Genomic DNA, 18,251 nt, shown 5'->3' with positions numbered 1-18,251 from the left:
GCTGCAATGACCCTGACCGATGCTGAGCTTTTGTCCTGGGTACAGCACTACTTCTGGACCTTTACCCGCATCGGCGGCGTACTGATGACAGCGCCAGTGCTCGGCTCCATGCACGCTTCTCGCCGCGTACGTCTGATGCTCGGCCTTGCGCTCACCGTCGTCATCGCCCCACTCACGCCAGTAGTCGCTGCCACAACATTGTTCAGTGCTGCTTGGTATTTGATGACGCTGCAACAGTTTGTCATTGGTGTCGCCATCGGATTCGTTCTGATGCTGGCCTTTGAAGCGGTGGTGATGGCCGGCGAAATCATTTCTTATGGCATGGGCCTCAGCTTTGCGCAGCTTGCTGATCCCGTGCGCGGTGTCAGCACACCAGTAGTCGGCAACTTCCTGTTGATCCTCGCAACGCTGCTGTTTCTGTCGATGAACGGACATCTGATTCTGATTGAAACGCTGGCGAACAGCTTTATCACGATGCCGATACAAGAAGGCGGCGTTGATCTGCATCGGCTCTCTGCATTGCTAGAGTGGAGTGGGGTGATCTTCTCCGGCGGATTGAAAATCGCACTGCCGGTGATGACGGCACTACTGCTGGTTAATCTGGCCTTTGGCGTTCTGAGTCGCGCAACGCCATCCATCAATTTGCAGTCGGTCGGTTTCCCGATCTCCTTGTTTGCAGGTGTGATGCTGCTTGTCTATTGCTTGCCCGGGCTTCAGGTCGCGTTTGCAGGCTTGCTTGATGAGTCATGGAAACTGATCGCCGTGCTGGTTGCTCCTCGCTGATATGTCCGAATCGAGCGCACAAGAAAAAACTGAAAGCGCGAGTCCCAAGCGACGCCGAGAGGCGCGTGAGCGCGGACAGGTCCCACGTTCTCGTGATCTCACCACCGCGTTGGTGATGGTTGCAGGTGCAGGGTTGTTGATTAGTCATGGCGGAGACATCGTGACTGGCGCGCAACAGTTGATGCGCAGCTCACTCACCATCGATCCAGCTGTTTTGACCGACTCAGGTCAATTGCCAATGTTCTTGGGACAAACCTTCGGCAAGGCAATGCACCTGCTGATGCCAGTTTTCATAGGCCTGGTCGTGATGGCGATTGTCGCGCCAATGTTGCTCGGCGGTTGGAACTTCAGCGCCAAGGCATTCATGCCTGATATTGATCGCATCAATCCACTGACCGGATTGGGCCGTATCTTTTCTATCAACAGCCTGATTGAGTTGATGAAGAGCATGCTCAAGCTCATCGTGCTTGGCGTTGTTGCTGGAATGGCATGGTGGTCAACGCGCAGTGAATTGATTGGCCTGAGCTCAGAGTCCACCAATCAGGGCTTAGCGCACGCAGGCATGCTGTTCACACATTCCTTCGCGTTTCTGTGTGGCGCGATGTTGCTGATTGCACTGCTGGATGTGCCGTATCAAATCTGGCAATACGAAAAGCAACTCAAGATGACCAAGCAGGAGCTGCGAGACGAATACAAAGAAAGCGAAGGCCGCCCAGAAGTAAAAGCCCGCGTCCGCCAAATCCAACGCGAAATGTCGCGCCGCAGAATGATGGAGCAGGTGCCAACCGCCGACGTCATCGTCACCAACCCAACGCACTACGCCGTCGCACTCAAATACACCGCCGATAAAACCCGCGCACCAGTCGTCGTAGCCAAAGGCGCCGATCAAATCGCATTAGCAATCCGCGAACTCGGCAAACAAAATCGCGTGCCAATCTTGGAAGCACCACCGCTCGCACGCGCTCTCTACCGCAGCACCGAACTCGATCAAGAAATCCCAACAACCCTGTACGCCGCAGTCGCACAGGTGCTGAGCTACGTCTACCAACTCCGCATGTACCGCAGCGGCCCACCACCGGTGATGCCAGATATTGGTGATGTACCGGGTGGCGAGTTGGACGAGAAGTAAGCTTGTCGTAGGGCGGGAGTATCCCGCTTTTCGCGCCTGCCAATATCGCGGAAGGCGGGATACTCCCGTCCTACGCAAAAGTCCCATCGCTGTGCTGTATGCCAATTACGTAAATTGATTTAGCGGCCTAATCCGGCGATAGTTCTGACCGAGCCTTGTTAAGTCAGTGTCTTGCAAATGATCCGGCTGATGAAAACCGACGAAATGCAGCAATTATTGACCGCTATTGAGCGGTCCAATTGTAGTTAGGCGTCAATGCCTCGTAATATCGAAATCAAAGCGCGCATTCAGAGCGTCCAAACGCTGGTGCCCAAAGCGGCTGCCGTGGCAACGAGTGGCCCGATCGAAATCACCCAAGACGACACGTTCTTCCGCTGCGAGTCCGGGCGCCTGAAACTCCGCGCCTTCTCAGCCACAGAAGGCGAGCTTATTTTCTATCGTCGTGCCAATGAGCAAGGCCCCAAAGAGTCTTTTTATGTCCGTACGCCAACCGCGAACCCGGAAGGCTTGCGCGAGTGCCTGAGCCTCGCGTATGGCCAGGTCGGCAGAGTTCTGAAGCATCGCACTCTGTACCTTGTTGGAAGAACTCGCGTCCACCTAGACCAAGTAAAAGGCCTTGGTCACTTCTTAGAGCTTGAGGTCGTTTTGGAAGAGAATGAACCCATTGAGGTCGGAGTCGCGGAAGCACACTCGCTACTGGGTCAACTCGGCGTTGAGCCATCGCAACTCGTCGAAACTGCCTATGTCGATCTGCTGGCTCACGTTGACGCCTAACAATGCACTCCGTCCGACGTTCCTGCCGCTTCGCGGCAGGAACGCGGCTGAACTTGGTCGTTAGGTCAGGCAAAGATGACTGATTCGCCTACTGCAAAGTCATCGAGTTGCAATGACACAGCGAAGATTCTTCGCCTTTTTGCTAAAGCCATGGCAGCTGAGGGCTTTACGCGTAAATCAACGTGGTTCTGCCGTGAGCGTGGCCATGTTGTGCAGTTTCTCCATGTTCATAAGTTCAGCTTCGGTCCAGACTTCCGCATTCACGTTTGCATTCGCGTATTAAACGATCCTCGTTCATTCATCGCACTGTTGGGCATCAGTAGCGATGAGGACAAACAACGACCGAACTTCCAATTTGAATCAAATCAAGAGTCCTTGAAGGACTGCGCACAGCGTATGGCCGAATACATACATTCTGTCGGTTTGCCTTGGCTTGAGTCGTGCACATTGAAGGCACTTCTTGCTCCAACTAGCGTCTTGCCAGAAGCAGAGCGGCAAGCATTACGAGCAGCGCTGGACGGCAAGGCACAGCCCGAGAACATCACTGCGTCGCGTAAGTTGCTTGGTCTGGCCCAACTTAGCACCAGCGTCGAACATTCAGGAAATACTCATGACATTTGCTAGGTGCCTCATCGCTTTCACTATGCTGCTGACAGTTGAAACTGTTGTGGCGCAAGGCATAGCTGTCACTGCTGAACCAATTAGTCCAACCTCGATCAGATCGGCGCTTCCGACTGGGCCTTTAGTGCTGCCGCCTGAAGTCGACATCGGTGCGGCGACAACATTCATTAAGATTGGCTTCGGTCTCGATGAGTCGGTGCGATTTCAGTCCACGCAGTTACTTACACCTCGCCTTAGAATTGTACAGGCACAGAAGCTCATCGCTCTCGTTAAGTCATACAACAACTTTGAAGGCGAGAAAGTCGCCGCAGCTATGACAGAGTTTCGAGGCAAGGTCTCGTCAATCGAATTCGGGAGAGAGGGCTCACCTGTTCTCTACATCGACCTCCCGTATTGGACGCACCAACGCGAGGAAACGGTTCTAGCGGGCAAGGGTGAGAAAATTCCAGACAACGAAAATGCCAAGCTTGTAGAGAGGTTAAAGCAGGTATTCATTAAAAAATTGGCCGCAGATGAATTCGACGTGGAAGGAAGAAGGATTCGCATATGGTGGGATTAAGGAATTAAAGTGGCCAGACTCACATTAGTTTCAAACGGTGCGAACTTAACCTGTATCTAGAACCGCAAGATTTTCGATCTCAGTGGAGAAATGAAATGACAACCCCAGCAAAAAACACAATCTGCCTCTGGTACAACGGCGACGCCGAAGAAGCCGCGCAGTTCTACGCCAAAACCTTTCCTGACTCTTCCGTTGGTGCCGTGCATCGCGCGCCGGGAGACTTTCCGTCGGGGAAGAAAGGAGATGCGTTGACGGTGGAATTTACCATCATGGGTATCGCGTGCATCGGACTCAATGGTGGTTCTGCGTTTACACACAACGAGGCGTTTTCGTTTCAGGTGGCGACTTATGATCAAGCTGAAACAGATCGCTATTGGAACGCTATCGTTGGCAACGGCGGTCAAGAGAGTGCGTGTGGTTGGTGCAAGGATAAGTGGGGTTTGTCTTGGCAGATTTCGCCGGTCGTTTTAGTTAAAGCTGTGACCAGTCCTGATCCTGCTGTTGCCAAGCGCGCGTTCGATGCAATGATGACGATGAGAAAAATTGATATCAGTGCGATTGAAGCAGCGATTCGCGGGTGAAATGCTTCTTAACTTCGCGGAAGGCGGGATGCTCCCGCCCTACGTTTTAGATCACGCCGCGACAATTTGGCGCTCCGCACCGACACGGCATTCCGTTTGGATGTGGGGTTTCCACATAGTCCACGGTTAGCTCAGAGCCTGCCGATATACGACGCAGCGTATAAACCTCAATCCGGCCGGCAATGATTCGTAAATAGCAGTTCGGCTGACAGCTATGGTTCATGTCCTTGAATGCACTCCCTTGGGAAATATCAAGGCTGAACTTGTCGTCTAACGCGACTAGGAAAATCTTTTCCATTTGAGCGACTCGTTTCCAAGCCACTCGATTCTTGACGCGCGTTCCTGTGATTTCGCCGACTTTGCGGCGGGCCGGCAGGTTGCTCAGGGTATGCAGTCCACGCCCGTTGATGGGGCTGCGGCGAACGGCAAAATTAAATCCTCGGCTTTGCATTTCCGAATTGTGGCGCATTGATTGGGTGTAGTGAAGCGCCGCCTGAAACTAGAGGGGCCAGACTCACATTGAATTCAATCAACGTAAGTCTGGCCCCTTATTGTGCGTAAAAGATTTCTGGTTTAACGCATCGTGCCGCGGGCTTGTTCGGCGCGTGATGCGCCGATTGCGGTTTTGACGTGCTTGCGTTCTTCGGGAGGAGGTAGAACAGCGCGCATGCCAAGAGATTCAATCCACAGTTCACGGCACCAGCCTTTGGTGTGATACAGGTGCTCGTCTTCTTCGTCTTCAACTTCTTCGCTAGCGGCCTTGAGTACTGAGGCTTCTACGCCGCCAACTTTTTTTGCGCATGCACCAATCAATTCCCAATTAAGGTGATCCTTGGTTTCGGCAAGCACGACGCATTCACATGCGACGAGTTCTGCAGCTACGGGATCGCCCGCCTTCAATGCGGCGTTCATTGCCTTGACCAGTGCAGCGCCAAGATCGTGAACAATTTGGCGACCAGGCGTTTCTTCGTCAATGTCTAGGCTGAGGTCTTGGAAAACACCGATCAGGACCTCAACGTGATGCTTGGTCTGGCCTAGATATTTGCTCCATTCCTCTCTCAAATCATCGTTCATAGCGCATTGCACTGCGGTTGTATAAACCTCAACCCCTCCGCGTTCGTGCTCGAGAGATTGAATCAGTAGTTCCTTCAGTTGTTTGTTTTTCATGGCGCCTCCAATGGCATTAAGTCGACGCTGGTTTACAGGTCGTTCGCCGACAGACCTTGAGCGCATTCAGCGCAATGGTCTGTTTGATATCGCACATACCTCTTAACGCCTTTCACGCAATAGGAATCTCTCGCAACTTGTAGTTGGGTTTCGCCTTAGAAGTTGATGAAAATCCAATGCGCGAGAACACACAGACGTAAGTAGTGATCGACTCTACTGTTCAGCCACTTGCAATCAAGTCGTCTCGTAATTTCGCGAGTCGAGGATCAAAGGTGATCTATGAACAGAACTGCTGAAGAGTTATCGGCATTAACGCAATTGAACGACGCTGCTCGTTATTCCCCGCGTGCTTTAAGTGCCGTTTCATGGGGCGCTGTTTTCGCTGGTGCAGTGGGCGCCGCGTCTCTTTCCTTGATTCTGTTATTTCTCGGAAGCGGACTTGGCTTATCTAGCGTTTCGCCATGGGCACAAGATGGTGTAGGTGCTGCGGCACTTGGAATATCAGCGATCGTCTGGATTTCATTTACGCAGCTAGCCGCTTCCGGTGTAGGTGGTTATCTCGCAGGCCGACTGCGTTCCCGATGGTTGGGCGCGCCAGAAGACGAAGTTTATTTTCGTGATACCGCGCATGGCTTCTTGGCTTGGGGTGTTGCGACGCTGTTGACTGCAGCGCTACTCAGTTCTGTGATTGGTTCGACGCTGAGCGGCGGCACTAAGGTTTTGGCTTCTGCTGCTGGTGGCGTTGCTGGCGGTGCGGCAGTCGCTGAGCAGCACGCGAATAAAGGTAGCGACAATTCGAATGGCTATTTCCTAGATTCCATGTTCAGAAGCAAAGCCGTTAAAAAACCTGACGCTGCGGATTCTTCCGCTGCGACGCTTGCAGAAGCTGGACGGATTTTTGCCAACAGCGCGCGTACAGGCGAATTGCCTGCTGATGACAAGGCCTACCTCACGCAGTTGGTAGTTGAGCGCACTGATCTGAGTCAGGTTGAAGCTGAGAAGCGTGTGAATGAGGTTCAGGCAAAGATGCTGCAAGCCGAGACCGCAGCCAAGGAAGCAGTGGATAAGGCTCGCAAGACTTCTGCCTATGCCGCACTTTGGTTCTTTATCTCTCTGCTGCTAGGCGCCTTTGTTGCCAGCTACCTCGCCACTTTTGGCGGCCGACTGCGCGATAAGTAAATTATTTTCGCACTCAACAGGAGACAATCATGCGTTCAATACTACTTCTGCTTTTGGGAATTCCACTCCCTATCGTCATTCTTATCGCGCTATTTGTGCGTTGAGCGTGCATTGCAAACGCGACGACCTGATTTAGCGAGTGTCGCCGCAACTCTATGAACCAAAAGGGCCGCGCTCGCATCAATTCAAATAATGCGAGTGCGGCCTTTTTTATTGTTGACGTCTGTCTTCGGTACAAATTGGGCCAATCTCACCCTATGTACGGTGGCTGACAGACGTGGTGGATTGGCCGAACTCATAGTCAATCCACAGGCAATAGGGCGCGACTTCTCACCGTCAGCGTCGCGGCGCCGTCCAACGCTGTTTAGAACATTCATAGACGGGAGTTTGTGATGAACAATCTTGAAGTAATTTCTACAGAACGGTCGGCACTGCAAGCGGCCTCATTTCTTGTCTATAGCCTGATATTGATCACGCTCACGTATGCCAGCTCACAAATGTGGATGACACTGGTGTGCTTTATTTTATTTTCTGTGGCAGTGATACAAGCATGCGGACTTCTTGCGGAAGCCCTATTTGGCAGTGAAATTATCGAAGGAGACTTCGGTCTTTTACTCGATGAGTCGCACGATTAGCGCGTCGTCAAGCACGCGAGAAATGTAACGATCACTTAAATGCTTGTTACCGCACAGACTCTCAAATTGCTCAGGACTATTGTTTTCTAAGGCCGCTATTTATCCGATTAATTTAGATCAATAAGCGGTGCTTAGTCATTCAAAAAACTCGACGGCATTGAACATGAACTCGAAAGGTTAATCGCGCAGCATTGCTGCGGTGCCGGACTTAGTCATAAATAGGAGTAAGAAACATGGAAGATACACTCGTTAATCGCCCATCCGATCGTCACAACGGCAATAGCAACAGTACGAGCAACAGCGCCAGCAGCAATAGTGGCGTCGGCACTGCGGTTAAGGCAGTTGGCGGTTCGTCGTCCGCTTTGTCGCGTGAGTTTCATAATTTTGTTTCGGATATTGAAGACCTGATCAAGTCCAGCACCTCGCTCTCGGGTGACGAACTGAAGAAAGCCAAAGACAAGATTCAGGAACGCATTGGTACCGCCAAAGAAGCGCTGGACTCAGCCGCTCAAGGCGTGATGCAACGTGGTCGTGCTGCCGCTACGGCAACCAACGAATACGTGAATCATGAGCCATGGAAGGCCGTCGGTATCGGCGCTGCGTTGGGCTTGCTGCTCGGCGTGCTGGTTGCACGTCGCTAAGGTCGGCTGCAATGTCCGTAGTAGCGGGACCATCTGCGGGTAAGGTGGCGATTGAGCTACTGGATGCCGTGCGCCTAGCGCGCACGGCAAGCGGTCTGCTGATCGAACATGCGACGTCGATAGCGGAAGCGGCGCGATTGGATTGGGCGGAAGAAAGTGCTCGCCTGAAAAAATTTATGCTGGGCATGCAACTGCTTGCCGTTCTGGTTGGCCTGACGCTGTTGTACGCAGGAGTGCTGATCGTTGCGCTCACATGGAATACGCCTTATCGGATGTATGCCATCGCTGTGTTGCCGTTACTGTTCGCCATGGCGAGTTATCTGGCCTGGCGTTATCTCGGCCAACTCTCGCAAAAACGTGAAGAGCGCTTCGCCATTGTTAGAACGGAATTGAGCAAAACGCTCTATCTACTGAGGAGCTATCTGTGAACGCAGAAGCTAAGGCTGAGCGGGCAAGCGTGCTGCGCCGACTCGATCAGCAGCGTCACCGCATCAAGGACTTGCTCGGTGAGCCGCACGCGCCGCGCAAAGGAATGGCGAACGCGGTGCAAAACGGTTTTCCAAGAAGCCAGACGATGCGCGCACTGATGTCCGAACCGATGCTCAAAGCAGGTCTGAGCGTTATGGCAGTCCGTCTGCTTGGGCCACGTGCAATGCAATTGCTGTTAGGGCTCACAAGCGCTTTCCGCGTGATGCGTAATGTCCACCAACACAGTGGGCACCAGTTAACGTTTACTGACAGCTCACACAACAAAAACTAAAACAATGTTTTAATTGCCGCCAATAGGCAGTCTCATTTTTTTAGGCAAGCAAGATGAGCGCGGTAACAAGTTTCAATCCCATCTCAAATCAATCGGCGCGAGTGCTGGTGCTCGGCAGTATGCCTGGCGTGCTTTCACTCAAAGCGAATCAGTATTACGCCCATCCGCGCAATTCGTTTTGGCCAATCATGGCTGGCATCTATGGTTTTGATGCAGAGTCAGCTTATGAGACTCGTGTTGAGAAACTAATGGCCTCAGGTGTGGCGCTGTGGGATGTACTGCATAACTGTGTTCGCGCAGGCAGTTTAGATAGCGCGATTGAAGCGGGCTCTCGGGTGCCCAATGACTTCCTGTCATTCTTTCAGCAGCATCCGCATATCAAGCACGTGGTCTTTAACGGCGCTGAGGCAGAGAAAAGTTTTAATACTTACGTTCTGCCCCATCTCAATGTCAGCGGAATCACTTTCACGCGGCTGCCATCATCTAGTCCTGCACACGCGGTTTCGCTTGAGCAAAAGATTGCGGCGTGGCGAGTGGCGTTGAGCGACTAACCTTTTTAAGTTTTTATATCTGCACGCGATCTAGTTTAATTGTCGGCTTCAACGCGAAGCGGAATGTCTTCCGTAATCGCCCCTGGAACAGCACTTGGGGTTGGAGGACGATCCAATAGAATTCCTGCAAGTATTACGATTCCACGAACTGATGTAATGCCGAATAGAAGTGCGCTCAGCAGAGTCAGCATTCTTTCCTGACTCAAAAACATCAAAATCAAAACAGCGACGGAAAGCCCTAAGTAAACGATTGATTGCTGCTTCTGACGTTCAAGATGCGCATTCGTACGGTGGTTCATCGTTACCTCCCCGTTGGTTGTGGACTCCTTGGAATTCGGGCAGAAATTTACCGATCCTTTTCGCGGATTTTTAGTCGGAAAATTTCAAATCAGAATGTAGGAATATTCCTACATTCTGCCTTTCTAGAATGTCACTTTACGAGGGGGTGTTGCCTGTCAGCACGGTGGCTAAACCCCGAAAACCTATGGGTAACTACGCCGCCAATTAAGGGTGCAAATCCGACCCCCAATGAGCTCTCAGCGAACCCGCAGAGCTTCACCTGAGAAAGCGATGCCGTTCCATCCATTGCGGATGAAAGTACGGATGTTCTGATGATCGCTCGCATCCGGATGTTGCAGCACATCTTCACGGTAGTAGCGACCAAAGCAGGCGAGCGTTTCGTTGACGCTCAAGTTCTGCAATTTTGCGAATGCAAAGATTTTGCATGAACCACCATTCTGACCTGCCGCGTTTTCGACTTCGCCATTACGAAACGCAGTCGGCCTGTATTCGTAATGACTTTCGATGGCCGCGATGGTGTCGGCGAATTCGATCTGATCGGGAGTTTCTTTTAAGCGCTGAAGAAATGTAGTCAGAGACATATTAAGGGCGAGATTTAATTGGGGTGCACAGTTTAACCGCGGACTCATATAAGCGGTGCATGTAGGCCGGGAGCATTCCGTCTTCCGCGAAAGGCGGGATGCTCCCGCTCTACAAGTGGCAGTGTGATATGGGCCAAATCTACCTGTCACGCTTGTGACTGCCAGCAGAATTTAAAGCGAACACACTCCCTGAAACACCTGCACTCATCGATGTTTTTTGAGTAGCAGTCGAGCATGCAGCGCATACGACAAAAGTCGAAGCGACTGTGGCCAGCGTATATAGCGCAAAGGAGAAGAGACCGTGAAGCATCCAGTGATATGGATCTGCTTGGCCGTGTGCAGTCTGTCGCCAGGTTTGATCAGTTGTAGTAGATCGCAATCTCCATCTGCGCCCGTGGCTGCTGCTGGCAGCGCGCCCGCCGCTACGCCAAAAGCAAAATGTGGTCCGGGCTCTAGGCCAGAGTCAGGCATGCAGGGCAGGTTGTCGCAGGCCGATATCGAAAGCGGACTTGCGTTGCGAGGCATCACCTGCAATACGGAACTCGTCGGCTCGTATACGACTCCAAAAAGCTATGCCACCGTCGGTGGATGGAAAGTTGAGCGCTATGTCGATTCGCAAGGAAACGAGTGTGCGTATTACGACGCTTCGAACATATTTCCTCTAGGCATTTTAGATGGCGCGATTGGCGTCAATGTCATGGACATGAACGATCCCACGCATCCGGTGCTGATAGAGCAATTGCTGACTCCGGCAATGCTGTCGCCGCATGAATCTCTCAATCTAAGCGAGAAGCGCGGCCTGTTGATTGCCGTGAATGCAAATCCGGCGGTTGGCCCAGGTATTGTTGATATCTATGACCTCACGAAAGACTGTCGTCATCCTGTACTTAAATCGATATCGCTCACCGGCCTATTCGGTCATGAAAGCGGGGTCTCGCCTGATGGCCTCACATTCTTTAGCGGCTCTCCAATCACGAGCACAATTGCAGCGATAGACATTTCAAATCCTGAGTTTCCGTTGCTGATTTGGTCTGCGTTCATGGACACGCATGGCTTGTCAGTCAGTGCAGATGGCAATCGTGCTTATGTTGCCGATACCAGCGGAAAAATGAGGATTCTCGACATCTCGCAGATTCAAGCGCGCTTGCCTAATCCGAAAGTGAAGACTGTTTCGGAAACAGAGTGGGAGCACGGAAGCATTCCGCAGAACGCTGTGCCATTCACAAGCAAGGGCAAACCGTATGTGCTCGAGTTCGATGAATTTGGTGCTGCTTCTCAGGTTGGCGCTGGCCGCATCATCGATATCTCGAACGAAGCAAAACCCAAGGTCATTTCTAATCTGCGCCTCGAAGTTCATCAGCCAGAAAACTTCGCTGCTGTCGTCGATGATCCGGGTGCAGGAGATACCGCATATGGCGGCTACTCCGCACACTATTGCGATATGCCTACGCGTGTTGATCCAACAATCGTTGCGTGCAGCATGATTCTTTCGGGCTTACGAATATTTGATATTCGCGATCCGTATCATCCTCGCGAAGTGGCTTACTTCAATGCGCCACTCGATGGGGAAGCCCTCTCATCGAATCCCGGCAAGGGTGGCGCAGTGTCACGTCCTGCATTCGCGCCAGAGCGAAAGGAAGTTTGGTACACCGACTCGAATAGCGGCTTCTTCGCGGTGCGTGTGACTAACGGCGCGTGGCCATAGCTCAAGAGTTCGCTTTCAGCGCATGTAGGGCGGGAGCATCCCGCCTTTCGCGGAAGGCGGGATGCTCCCGCCCTACAGTGAATTAACCCAAATCTCTCTGGCACAAGCCCTGCAGTAGCTCTGTTAGACGTCAAATCAACGTCGCGGAGCGCGCATGAATTTTAGTGAGATCAGCAAGAGTATCGGCAGCCTGCGACGCAATGGCTTGGGTGCGCCGATTCTGTTGATGGTGATTATGGCGATGGTGGTGGTGCCGCTGGCGCCCTTCATGCTGGATTTGCTGTTCACGTTCAACATCGCGCTGTCTATCGTCATTTTGCTGGCCGTGGTTTATGTCATGCGGCCGATGGAATTCAGCGCTTTCCCTACGGTATTGCTGGTAGTGACGGTGCTGCGACTGGCGCTAAACGTTGCCTCCACTCGCGTGGTTTTGCTGCATGGTCATGAAGGCACCAGTGCCGCTGGTCATGTCATTGAGGCCTTTGGTGAGTTTGTTATTGGGGGGCACTACAGCGTCGGCTTCGTTGTTTTCGCGATCTTGACCATCATCAATTTCATGGTGGTGACCAAGGGCGCGGAGCGCGTTTCCGAAGTCGCCGCACGTTTCACCCTGGATGCCTTGCCCGGCAAACAGATGGCGATCGACGCAGATATGAACGCCGGTATCTTGACGCGTGAAGAGGCTACGGCCCGCCGCAACGAGGTTCGCGAGGAAGCCGACTTCTACGGCTCCATGGATGGCTCGAGCAAATTTATTCGCGGCGACGCGATGGCCGGCATCCTGATTTTGTTCATCAATATCATCGGCGGTTTGCTGATCGGCACCTTGGAGCATGGGCTGCCGATTGAAGTTGCGCTTAAGAATTACACCTTGCTGACGATTGGTGACGGTCTCGTTGCTCAGCTGCCGTCATTGTTGTTATCGACTTCGGTGGCAATTCTGGTCACACGCATGTCGCGCTCGCAGGACATGGGGCAGCAACTGATCTCACAGGTATTCGGTCAGCCACGCGTGCTGTTGATTACTGGCGGCCTGATGTTTGCGGTGGGCTTGGTGCCGGGCATGCCGAATATGGCGTTCTTGGCTTTGGGCATTGCCTGCGGTGGTATCGGTTGGTTGATGCTGCAACGCGAAGCGCAGAAAAAGCTGGAAGCCAAAACCGAAGCCACCGACGCCGCACCGGCAAAACCACAAGAGCTTTCTTGGGAAGACGTTTCTCCAGAAGACGCGCTGGGTTTGGAAGTCGGCTATCGCTTGATTCCACTGGTTGATGCCCGCAAAGGCGGCGAGTTGATGTCCCGCATTAAAGGTGTCCGCAAGAAACTGACACAAGAGTTGGGCTTTCTGGTGCCGCCGGTTCATGTGCGCGACAACCTTGAGCTGCAACCGGGTGCGTATCGCATCACCTTGCATGGCGTGCCGCTGGCTAGTGGTCAGGTTTATCCCGACCGCGAACTCGCGCTCAACTCGGGTCGCGTCTTCGGTGCCGTGGAAGGCATTCCCACACGTGATCCGACATATGGCCTTGAAGCGCTGTGGATCGAGAAGAGCACGCGTGAACACGCGCAGACGCAGGGTTACACCGTCGTCGATGCGGGCACGGTGATCGCCACACATATTTCTCAAGTCATTAAAGACAACGCGCCAGAGCTACTCGGCCATGACGAGGCACAAGCGCTGCTCAATGGTCTGGCCAAGTCGACGCCCAAATTGGTTGAAGACCTTGTGCCTAAAACACTCGCACTGAGTGTGTTCGTCAAAGTGTTGCAGGGCCTGTTGGCCGAACGCATTCCGCTGCGGAATCTGCGTGGCATCGCCGAAGCTTTGTCGGAGCACGCGCCGCGTAGTCAAGATCCTGGCGCGTTGATTAGCGTCGTGCGCGTTGCGCTCGGTCGCCAGATTGTCCAAGAAATCAATGGAATGGAACCAGAGTTGCCGGTTCTCACATTGGCGCCTCAGCTGGAACGAGTGTTGCAAGACTCCCTGCAAAGTGGAGGAGCGGTTCTCGAACCTGGATTAGCTGAGCGCATGCATAAATCTCTGACAGACAGCGTCATGCAACGTGAATCATCCGGGGAACCGTCGGTGCTGTTGGTGCCGAGTTCGCTAAGACCGCTGCTCTCCAAATTTACGCGCCAGACGATTCCTGGACTCCATGTGCTCGCCTACAACGAAGTACCCGATAGCAAAAAAATTCGGATGCTCGGTGCGGTTGCTTATTGAGTCTCAAGACAAGGAATAGCGACATGAATAGCAAAGGGGCTGTCGAATGAAGATCAAGCGTTTTTTAGCCAAGAGCATGCGTGAGGCGATTCGCCTTGTCCGTGAAGAGCAGGGACCCGATGCGGTCATTCTCTCTAATCGCCGAGTGGGTTCGGAGATTGAAGTGGTTGCCGCGGTGGACTACGACGTCTCGCTGATCCAACAGGTTCAGCGTCAGGCTGCGCAAGAAGCGAAAGAAGTTTTCGAAACTCCGGCAGCGGAAAAAGTCGTCATTGAGAAATCAGTGGCCGCAGCAGTGCCAGTGATCACCCCTGAGCCGATCAAAACCGACAACATCGAAATCACCCAGGTTCGCGAGGAGCTGAGTGATATCCGCCGCTTGATGGAACGCCAACTCGCTGGACTGATCTGGAAAGATCTCAAGCAGAGCCAACCAGAACGCGTCGCTGTACTGAGTGTGCTGAACGATATTGGCTTGGACAATGAACTAGCCCGACAGATTGCTGGCGAAGTGCCAGAAGATACCGACAGTGAACGTGCACGCTTTCTGCCTTTAGGTTTGCTGTCGCGCAGAATTCCAGTTCTTAAAGATGACCCAGTCCTTGAAGGCGGTGTCATCGCATTGATTGGCCCGACCGGCGTTGGCAAAACCACCACGCTGGCCAAGCTCGCCGCACGTTACGCCGAAAACTTTGGCACACGTGATCTGGCGCTGGTCACAACCGATCACTACCGCATCGGCGCGCAAGAGCAACTCTTTACTTACGGTCGACTGCTCGGCATTCCAGTTCACACCGCATCCAATAGTGCAGAACTTGCTGAGTTAATGACGCGTTTGTCAGATCGCAAGATGGTTCTGATTGATACCGCAGGCATGGCGCCGCGCGATGTGAATCTGGCCGCTCAGTTCTCGGAGCTGCAAGGCATCTCTAAACCGATCAAAACTTTTCTAGTGATGGCTGCTAATAGTCAGGCCGGCTCACTGAATGAAATCGTCAACCGCTTCGGCACCACGCCACTTACGGGCTGCATTCTCACCAAGCTGGACGAGAGCACACGCATTGGTGGGGCGCTTTCAGTCGCGATCAGCCACAACCTGCCGATTGCCTTCACGACCGACGGTCAGAAAGTTCCTGAGGATTTGCAGCAGGCAAAGGCAGATCGTTTGGTGATTCGAGCGATGCAGCTGGTACGTCAATGTCCTTCAGAAGCTGAAGACACCACGCTCGCCGTGAAATTTTCCGGAGTGACTTATGCAAACGCCTAATGTGCCGACTCACCAGGCTTCTGGCCTGCTGATGTTGAAAGCGGCGATGAAGCCGGTGCAAGTGATTGCGGTCACGAGCGGTAAAGGTGGCGTTGGCAAAACCAGTGTCTCGGTTAACTTGGCCGTGTCGATGGCGATGTCAGGCAAGAAGGTCATGCTGCTTGATGGCGATCTCGGCTTGGCCAATGTCGATGTGATGCTGGGCCTACAACCTAAATACAACCTTGCCGATGTGATTGAAGGCAAGTGCACGCTTGAAGACACCTTGTTGAAAGGGCCAGGCGATCTGCTGATTGTTCCGGCATCGTCCGGAAAACGTCAGATGGCAGAACTCACGCAAGCGCAGAACGCTGGTTTGATCCACGCCTTTAGTGATCTACATCGTTCGCTCGATGTTCTGATTGTTGATACCGCAGCCGGTATTGCCGACAGCGTGATTACTTTCAGTCAGGCCTCGCAGGAAGTCATCGTCGTGGTTTGCGGTGATCCGGCCTCAATGACGGATGCCTATGCACTGATCAAGGTTTTGAACCGCGATCACGGCGTTAAACGCATTCAGATTCTGGCCAATAAAGTTCACAACGCGATTGAAGCGCGTGAGATTCACGAAAACCTTCGCCGAGTTTCAGAACGCTTTCTCGATGTCACTCTGAATTTGGTCGGATCGATTCCGCACGACGAGTGGTTGCAGCGTGCAGTTCGACGCCAGAAGGCGGTGGTCGATCTCTATCCAAATTCGATCTCTGCTGAAGCTTTCAAAACGCTCGCCAAAAAAATCAATCAATGGGGAATGCCCAAGGGCGCGCGCGGCAATTTGGAGTTCTTTGTTGAACGTCTGGTCAGTGTTGATCACAGAACACTTGTGAGTACGGCCGCATGAGCGCCCAACCCGCAATGATGATGAGCACCAGAGCCACCGAAACCGAATTGCTGGCGCGGTATGGCGAACTGGTGAAACGCATTGCCCATCACCTGTCTGCACGACTGCCGACCAGCGTTGATGTGAACGATCTTATTCAGGGCGGTTTGATCGGCTTGATTGAAGCTGCTCGTCACTACAGTGATGACAAAGGTGCGTCATTCGAAACCTATGCCGGCATCCGCATTCGCGGTGCGATGCTCGATGAACTGCGCAAGAGCGATTGGGCCCCTCGTTCAGTTCATCGTCTCGCCCGCAGTGCTGCCAAAGCCATGCACGAGATTGAGCAGGCCACGGGTCGCGAAGCACGCGATGCTGAAGTCGCAGAAAAATTATCGGTAAGCCTGTCGGAGTATCACGCGATCTCCGCTGATGCTGCGCGCTGCCAGATTCTGAGCATGGACGCCCATGCGCCGGATGAAGAAGGCTTTGATTATCCGGATGGCTCGAGTAGTCCGATGGATCAGTTGCAGCAGAGCGAATTCCAGCATGACCTTGCCGAGAACATCGGCAATCTCCCAGAGCGGGAAAAGTTGGTTCTATCGCTCTACTACGAAGAGGAAATGAATCTTCGTGAAATCGGCGCGACGCTGAATATCAGTGAGTCACGCGTTTGTCAGATTCATGGACAAGCGCTGCTAAGACTCAAAGCACGCATGCATGAGTGGCAAGGCGAAGTGGCTGTGCCGTGAGTGTGGAAGTAATTAAAAAATTAATTGGATGGAATTGAGGCCCTTATGGACAGGAATATGAAAATTCTGATTGTTGATGATTTTTCGACGATGAGACGCATCGTTAAGAATCTTCTGGGCGATCTTGGGTATAGCAATACCACCGAGGCTGATGACGGCAAGACCGCATGGCCCTTGTTGCAGGCCGGTGAGTTCGATTTCGTTGTCACCGACTGGAATATGCCTGGCATGACCGGCATTGATCTGCTGAAGAATATTCGCGCCGATGCACGTCTGGCCAAGCTGCCAGTATTGATGGTGACGGCAGAGGCTCAGCGCGATCAGATCATCGAAGCGGCCAAAGCAGGCGTGAATGGCTACATCATCAAGCCTTTCACGGCGGTGACCCTGAAAGAAAAGATCGACAAGATATTCCAGCGCGTGGCGGAGGCTGCGTGAACGCGCTGTTAAAGGAGAGTGTTCCTGTCCATCTCGGGACGCTTTCAAAACTCAAAGAAATGGTTCGTGCGCTGGAAAGCGGCGATGAGCCTTTGTATGAGTTGTATATGAGCCAGTTGGTCGGCATGCGTGAGCAGAACTTGCTTGGTAGTGTCGTCAAGATCACACGTGAACTTCATCATGCGGTGAAAGACATCAATGCGGATGATCGCCTGTCTCGTGTTGCCAGCTCCGATATTCCAGACGCCTGTCAGCGTCTCGACTATGTGGTGAAGGTGACGGAAGAGGCTGCTCACAAAACGCTGGATCTGGTTGATCAGAGCAAGGAACAGACTGATCAGATTAAGAAAGCGATGTCGCGTGTGGCTGCTGCAAGAGTTCGCGTGTATGCCAGCAACAATGCCAAGGCCGATGTCGACAATCTGTTGGAAGCGATTTCCGGCATGGAAGTCAGCGTCAATATGGGCACCTCGCATTTGCGGTCCAATCTGACCGAGCTGGCGCAGATTCAGGAATATCAGGATCTCACCGGCCAAATCATCAAGCGCGTGATTCGTGTGGTGCGCGATGTTGAGTCTGGCTTGATCGAGATGCTACGCAGCACTGGCTCTGCTTTGAAAGCGGGCCATGTCTCTATGCCGCATGAAGAGAAGCTCGAAGGCCCAGCGGTTCCAGGCCTGAGTGTTTCCAGCAGTCAGCAGGATGCTGATGCGCTGTTGGCCGAGCTGGGATTCTAAGGCCCAAT

23 protein-coding genes are annotated in these 18,251 nt (G+C 52.9%); 19 read left to right on the top strand and 4 right to left on the bottom strand.

Going from position 1 to position 18,251, the window contains the following annotated elements:
• The first annotated feature begins 6 nt into the window (after positions 1-6).
• The 6 genes from fliR (at position 7) to CJD38_RS13760 (ending at position 4,447) form a co-directional block, all read left to right on the top strand.
• Positions 7-783 carry a flagellar biosynthetic protein FliR gene (gene fliR, locus CJD38_RS13785; protein WP_107940940.1) on the top strand — a complete coding sequence of 259 codons (777 nt, stop codon included), beginning with the start codon at positions 7-9 and terminating at the stop codon, positions 781-783.
• Between the two features lies 1 nt (position 784).
• A complete protein-coding gene (flhB, locus tag CJD38_RS13780) occupies positions 785-1,912 on the top strand; it encodes a flagellar biosynthesis protein FlhB (protein ID WP_107940939.1) in 1,128 nt (375 codons plus the stop codon).
• A 255-nt stretch (positions 1,913-2,167) separates the two neighbouring features.
• Positions 2,168-2,686, top strand: coding sequence for a class IV adenylate cyclase (locus CJD38_RS13775; RefSeq protein WP_107940938.1), 519 nt, complete (start codon positions 2,168-2,170; stop codon positions 2,684-2,686).
• 75 nt (positions 2,687-2,761) lie between these two features.
• The gene (locus CJD38_RS13770) at positions 2,762-3,310 is read left to right on the top strand and encodes a DUF4304 domain-containing protein (protein ID WP_107940937.1); all 549 of its coding nucleotides are present in this window, start codon (positions 2,762-2,764) and stop codon (positions 3,308-3,310) included.
• A complete protein-coding gene (locus tag CJD38_RS13765; RefSeq protein ID WP_107940936.1) occupies positions 3,297-3,866 on the top strand; it encodes a hypothetical protein in 570 nt (189 codons plus the stop codon). Before CJD38_RS13770 ends, CJD38_RS13765 begins: the two co-directional genes overlap by 14 nt.
• 95 nt (positions 3,867-3,961) lie before the next feature.
• Positions 3,962-4,447: a VOC family protein gene (locus tag CJD38_RS13760; RefSeq protein ID WP_107940935.1), complete on the top strand. Its 486-nt coding sequence runs from the start codon at positions 3,962-3,964 to the stop codon at positions 4,445-4,447.
• Positions 4,448-4,493: 46 nt separating this feature from the next.
• Here CJD38_RS13760 and CJD38_RS13755 read toward each other — a convergent pair whose 3' ends face one another.
• Positions 4,494-4,916: an SET domain-containing protein gene (locus CJD38_RS13755; RefSeq protein WP_107940934.1), complete on the bottom strand. Its 423-nt coding sequence runs from the start codon at positions 4,914-4,916 to the stop codon at positions 4,494-4,496.
• 104 nt (positions 4,917-5,020) lie between these two features.
• Positions 5,021-5,614: a hypothetical protein gene (locus CJD38_RS13750; protein WP_107940933.1), complete on the bottom strand. Its 594-nt coding sequence runs from the start codon at positions 5,612-5,614 to the stop codon at positions 5,021-5,023.
• A 279-nt stretch (positions 5,615-5,893) separates the two neighbouring features.
• Between CJD38_RS13750 and CJD38_RS13745 the strand changes: the two genes are divergently transcribed.
• From CJD38_RS13745 to CJD38_RS13720, 6 genes are all read left to right on the top strand, one after another.
• On the top strand, positions 5,894-6,793 hold the full coding sequence (locus tag CJD38_RS13745; RefSeq protein ID WP_206363008.1) for a hypothetical protein: 900 nt from the start codon (positions 5,894-5,896) through the stop codon (positions 6,791-6,793).
• A 392-nt stretch (positions 6,794-7,185) separates the two neighbouring features.
• Positions 7,186-7,428 carry a hypothetical protein gene (locus tag CJD38_RS13740; RefSeq protein ID WP_107940932.1) on the top strand — a complete coding sequence of 81 codons (243 nt, stop codon included), beginning with the start codon at positions 7,186-7,188 and terminating at the stop codon, positions 7,426-7,428.
• 233 nt (positions 7,429-7,661) lie between these two features.
• Positions 7,662-8,069 carry an ElaB/YgaM/YqjD family protein gene (locus CJD38_RS13735; protein ID WP_107940931.1) on the top strand — a complete coding sequence of 136 codons (408 nt, stop codon included), beginning with the start codon at positions 7,662-7,664 and terminating at the stop codon, positions 8,067-8,069.
• 11 nt (positions 8,070-8,080) lie between these two features.
• Entirely contained in the window at positions 8,081-8,497 is a 417-nt protein-coding gene (locus tag CJD38_RS13730) for a phage holin family protein (protein WP_146165990.1), read from the top strand.
• Positions 8,494-8,829: a hypothetical protein gene (locus tag CJD38_RS13725; protein ID WP_107940929.1), complete on the top strand. Its 336-nt coding sequence runs from the start codon at positions 8,494-8,496 to the stop codon at positions 8,827-8,829. The genes CJD38_RS13730 and CJD38_RS13725 overlap by 4 nt, the downstream gene beginning before the upstream one ends.
• Before the next feature lie 53 nt (positions 8,830-8,882).
• Positions 8,883-9,380, top strand: coding sequence for a DNA-deoxyinosine glycosylase (locus tag CJD38_RS13720; RefSeq protein ID WP_107940928.1), 498 nt, complete (start codon positions 8,883-8,885; stop codon positions 9,378-9,380).
• Positions 9,381-9,415: 35 nt separating this feature from the next.
• On the opposite strand, the gene CJD38_RS18385 is transcribed toward CJD38_RS13720, so the two are convergent.
• Together CJD38_RS18385 and CJD38_RS13715 are read right to left on the bottom strand one after the other, a co-directional pair.
• Positions 9,416-9,679 (bottom strand): hypothetical protein, encoded by a 264-nt coding sequence (locus CJD38_RS18385; protein WP_146165989.1) that lies wholly within the window; start codon positions 9,677-9,679, stop codon positions 9,416-9,418.
• A gap of 237 nt (positions 9,680-9,916) precedes the next feature.
• Positions 9,917-10,261, bottom strand: a complete 345-nt coding sequence (locus tag CJD38_RS13715) for a HopJ type III effector protein (RefSeq protein WP_107940927.1) — start codon at positions 10,259-10,261, stop codon at positions 9,917-9,919.
• 469 nt (positions 10,262-10,730) lie between these two features.
• Between CJD38_RS13715 and CJD38_RS13705 the strand changes: the two genes are divergently transcribed.
• From CJD38_RS13705 to CJD38_RS13675, 7 genes are all read left to right on the top strand, one after another.
• Positions 10,731-11,966, top strand: a complete 1,236-nt coding sequence (locus CJD38_RS13705; RefSeq protein ID WP_107940925.1) for an LVIVD repeat-containing protein — start codon at positions 10,731-10,733, stop codon at positions 11,964-11,966.
• 154 nt (positions 11,967-12,120) lie between these two features.
• The gene (gene flhA, locus CJD38_RS13700) at positions 12,121-14,190 is read left to right on the top strand and encodes a flagellar biosynthesis protein FlhA (protein WP_107940924.1); all 2,070 of its coding nucleotides are present in this window, start codon (positions 12,121-12,123) and stop codon (positions 14,188-14,190) included.
• Between the two features lie 46 nt (positions 14,191-14,236).
• A complete protein-coding gene (gene flhF, locus CJD38_RS13695) occupies positions 14,237-15,457 on the top strand; it encodes a flagellar biosynthesis GTPase FlhF (RefSeq protein ID WP_107940923.1) in 1,221 nt (406 codons plus the stop codon).
• Complete coding sequence (locus CJD38_RS13690; protein WP_276307799.1) at positions 15,444-16,337, top strand: MinD/ParA family protein; 894 nt, start codon at positions 15,444-15,446, stop codon at positions 16,335-16,337. The genes flhF and CJD38_RS13690 overlap by 14 nt, the downstream gene beginning before the upstream one ends.
• Positions 16,334-17,068: an RNA polymerase sigma factor FliA gene (locus CJD38_RS13685; RefSeq protein ID WP_107940922.1), complete on the top strand. Its 735-nt coding sequence runs from the start codon at positions 16,334-16,336 to the stop codon at positions 17,066-17,068. The genes CJD38_RS13690 and CJD38_RS13685 overlap by 4 nt, the downstream gene beginning before the upstream one ends.
• A 45-nt stretch (positions 17,069-17,113) precedes the next feature.
• Positions 17,114-17,506, top strand: coding sequence for a chemotaxis response regulator CheY (locus CJD38_RS13680; RefSeq protein ID WP_170107373.1), 393 nt, complete (start codon positions 17,114-17,116; stop codon positions 17,504-17,506).
• A complete protein-coding gene (locus CJD38_RS13675; RefSeq protein ID WP_107940921.1) occupies positions 17,503-18,243 on the top strand; it encodes a protein phosphatase CheZ in 741 nt (246 codons plus the stop codon). The genes CJD38_RS13680 and CJD38_RS13675 overlap by 4 nt, the downstream gene beginning before the upstream one ends.
• The last annotated feature ends 8 nt before the right edge of the window (positions 18,244-18,251 follow it).

The sequence above is a fragment of the Stenotrophobium rhamnosiphilum genome, assembly GCF_003052265.1.
GTDB classification, from domain to species: domain Bacteria; phylum Pseudomonadota; class Gammaproteobacteria; order Nevskiales; family Nevskiaceae; genus Stenotrophobium; species Stenotrophobium rhamnosiphilum.
The sequence above is the reverse complement of the archived record's forward strand: the minus strand, read 5'-3'. Positions and strand labels throughout refer to the sequence as shown.

Excerpts from the sequence above, each read along its gene's own strand:
- CJD38_RS13720 (WP_107940928.1), top strand. The coding sequence starts at position 8,883 with ATGAGCGCGGTAACAAGTTTCAATCCCATCTCAAATCAATCGGCGCGA.
- CJD38_RS13760 (WP_107940935.1), top strand. The coding sequence starts at position 3,962 with ATGACAACCCCAGCAAAAAACACAATCTGCCTCTGGTACAACGGCGAC.
- CJD38_RS13680 (WP_170107373.1), top strand. The coding sequence starts at position 17,114 with ATGGACAGGAATATGAAAATTCTGATTGTTGATGATTTTTCGACGATG.
- CJD38_RS13735 (WP_107940931.1), top strand. The coding sequence starts at position 7,662 with ATGGAAGATACACTCGTTAATCGCCCATCCGATCGTCACAACGGCAAT.
- flhB (WP_107940939.1), top strand. The coding sequence starts at position 785 with ATGTCCGAATCGAGCGCACAAGAAAAAACTGAAAGCGCGAGTCCCAAG.
- CJD38_RS18385 (WP_146165989.1), bottom strand. The coding sequence starts at position 9,679 with ATGAACCACCGTACGAATGCGCATCTTGAACGTCAGAAGCAGCAATCA.
- CJD38_RS13685 (WP_107940922.1), top strand. The coding sequence starts at position 16,334 with ATGAGCGCCCAACCCGCAATGATGATGAGCACCAGAGCCACCGAAACC.
- CJD38_RS13705 (WP_107940925.1), top strand. The coding sequence starts at position 10,731 with ATGCAGGGCAGGTTGTCGCAGGCCGATATCGAAAGCGGACTTGCGTTG.
- flhF (WP_107940923.1), top strand. The coding sequence starts at position 14,237 with ATGAAGATCAAGCGTTTTTTAGCCAAGAGCATGCGTGAGGCGATTCGC.
- CJD38_RS13730 (WP_146165990.1), top strand. The coding sequence starts at position 8,081 with ATGTCCGTAGTAGCGGGACCATCTGCGGGTAAGGTGGCGATTGAGCTA.
- CJD38_RS13715 (WP_107940927.1), bottom strand. The coding sequence starts at position 10,261 with ATGTCTCTGACTACATTTCTTCAGCGCTTAAAAGAAACTCCCGATCAG.
- CJD38_RS13745 (WP_206363008.1), top strand. The coding sequence starts at position 5,894 with ATGAACAGAACTGCTGAAGAGTTATCGGCATTAACGCAATTGAACGAC.
- CJD38_RS13770 (WP_107940937.1), top strand. The coding sequence starts at position 2,762 with ATGACTGATTCGCCTACTGCAAAGTCATCGAGTTGCAATGACACAGCG.
- CJD38_RS13765 (WP_107940936.1), top strand. The coding sequence starts at position 3,297 with ATGACATTTGCTAGGTGCCTCATCGCTTTCACTATGCTGCTGACAGTT.
- CJD38_RS13740 (WP_107940932.1), top strand. The coding sequence starts at position 7,186 with ATGAACAATCTTGAAGTAATTTCTACAGAACGGTCGGCACTGCAAGCG.
- CJD38_RS13775 (WP_107940938.1), top strand. The coding sequence starts at position 2,168 with ATGCCTCGTAATATCGAAATCAAAGCGCGCATTCAGAGCGTCCAAACG.
- flhA (WP_107940924.1), top strand. The coding sequence starts at position 12,121 with ATGAATTTTAGTGAGATCAGCAAGAGTATCGGCAGCCTGCGACGCAAT.
- fliR (WP_107940940.1), top strand. The coding sequence starts at position 7 with ATGACCCTGACCGATGCTGAGCTTTTGTCCTGGGTACAGCACTACTTC.
- CJD38_RS13755 (WP_107940934.1), bottom strand. The coding sequence starts at position 4,916 with ATGCGCCACAATTCGGAAATGCAAAGCCGAGGATTTAATTTTGCCGTT.
- CJD38_RS13750 (WP_107940933.1), bottom strand. The coding sequence starts at position 5,614 with ATGAAAAACAAACAACTGAAGGAACTACTGATTCAATCTCTCGAGCAC.
- CJD38_RS13690 (WP_276307799.1), top strand. The coding sequence starts at position 15,444 with ATGCAAACGCCTAATGTGCCGACTCACCAGGCTTCTGGCCTGCTGATG.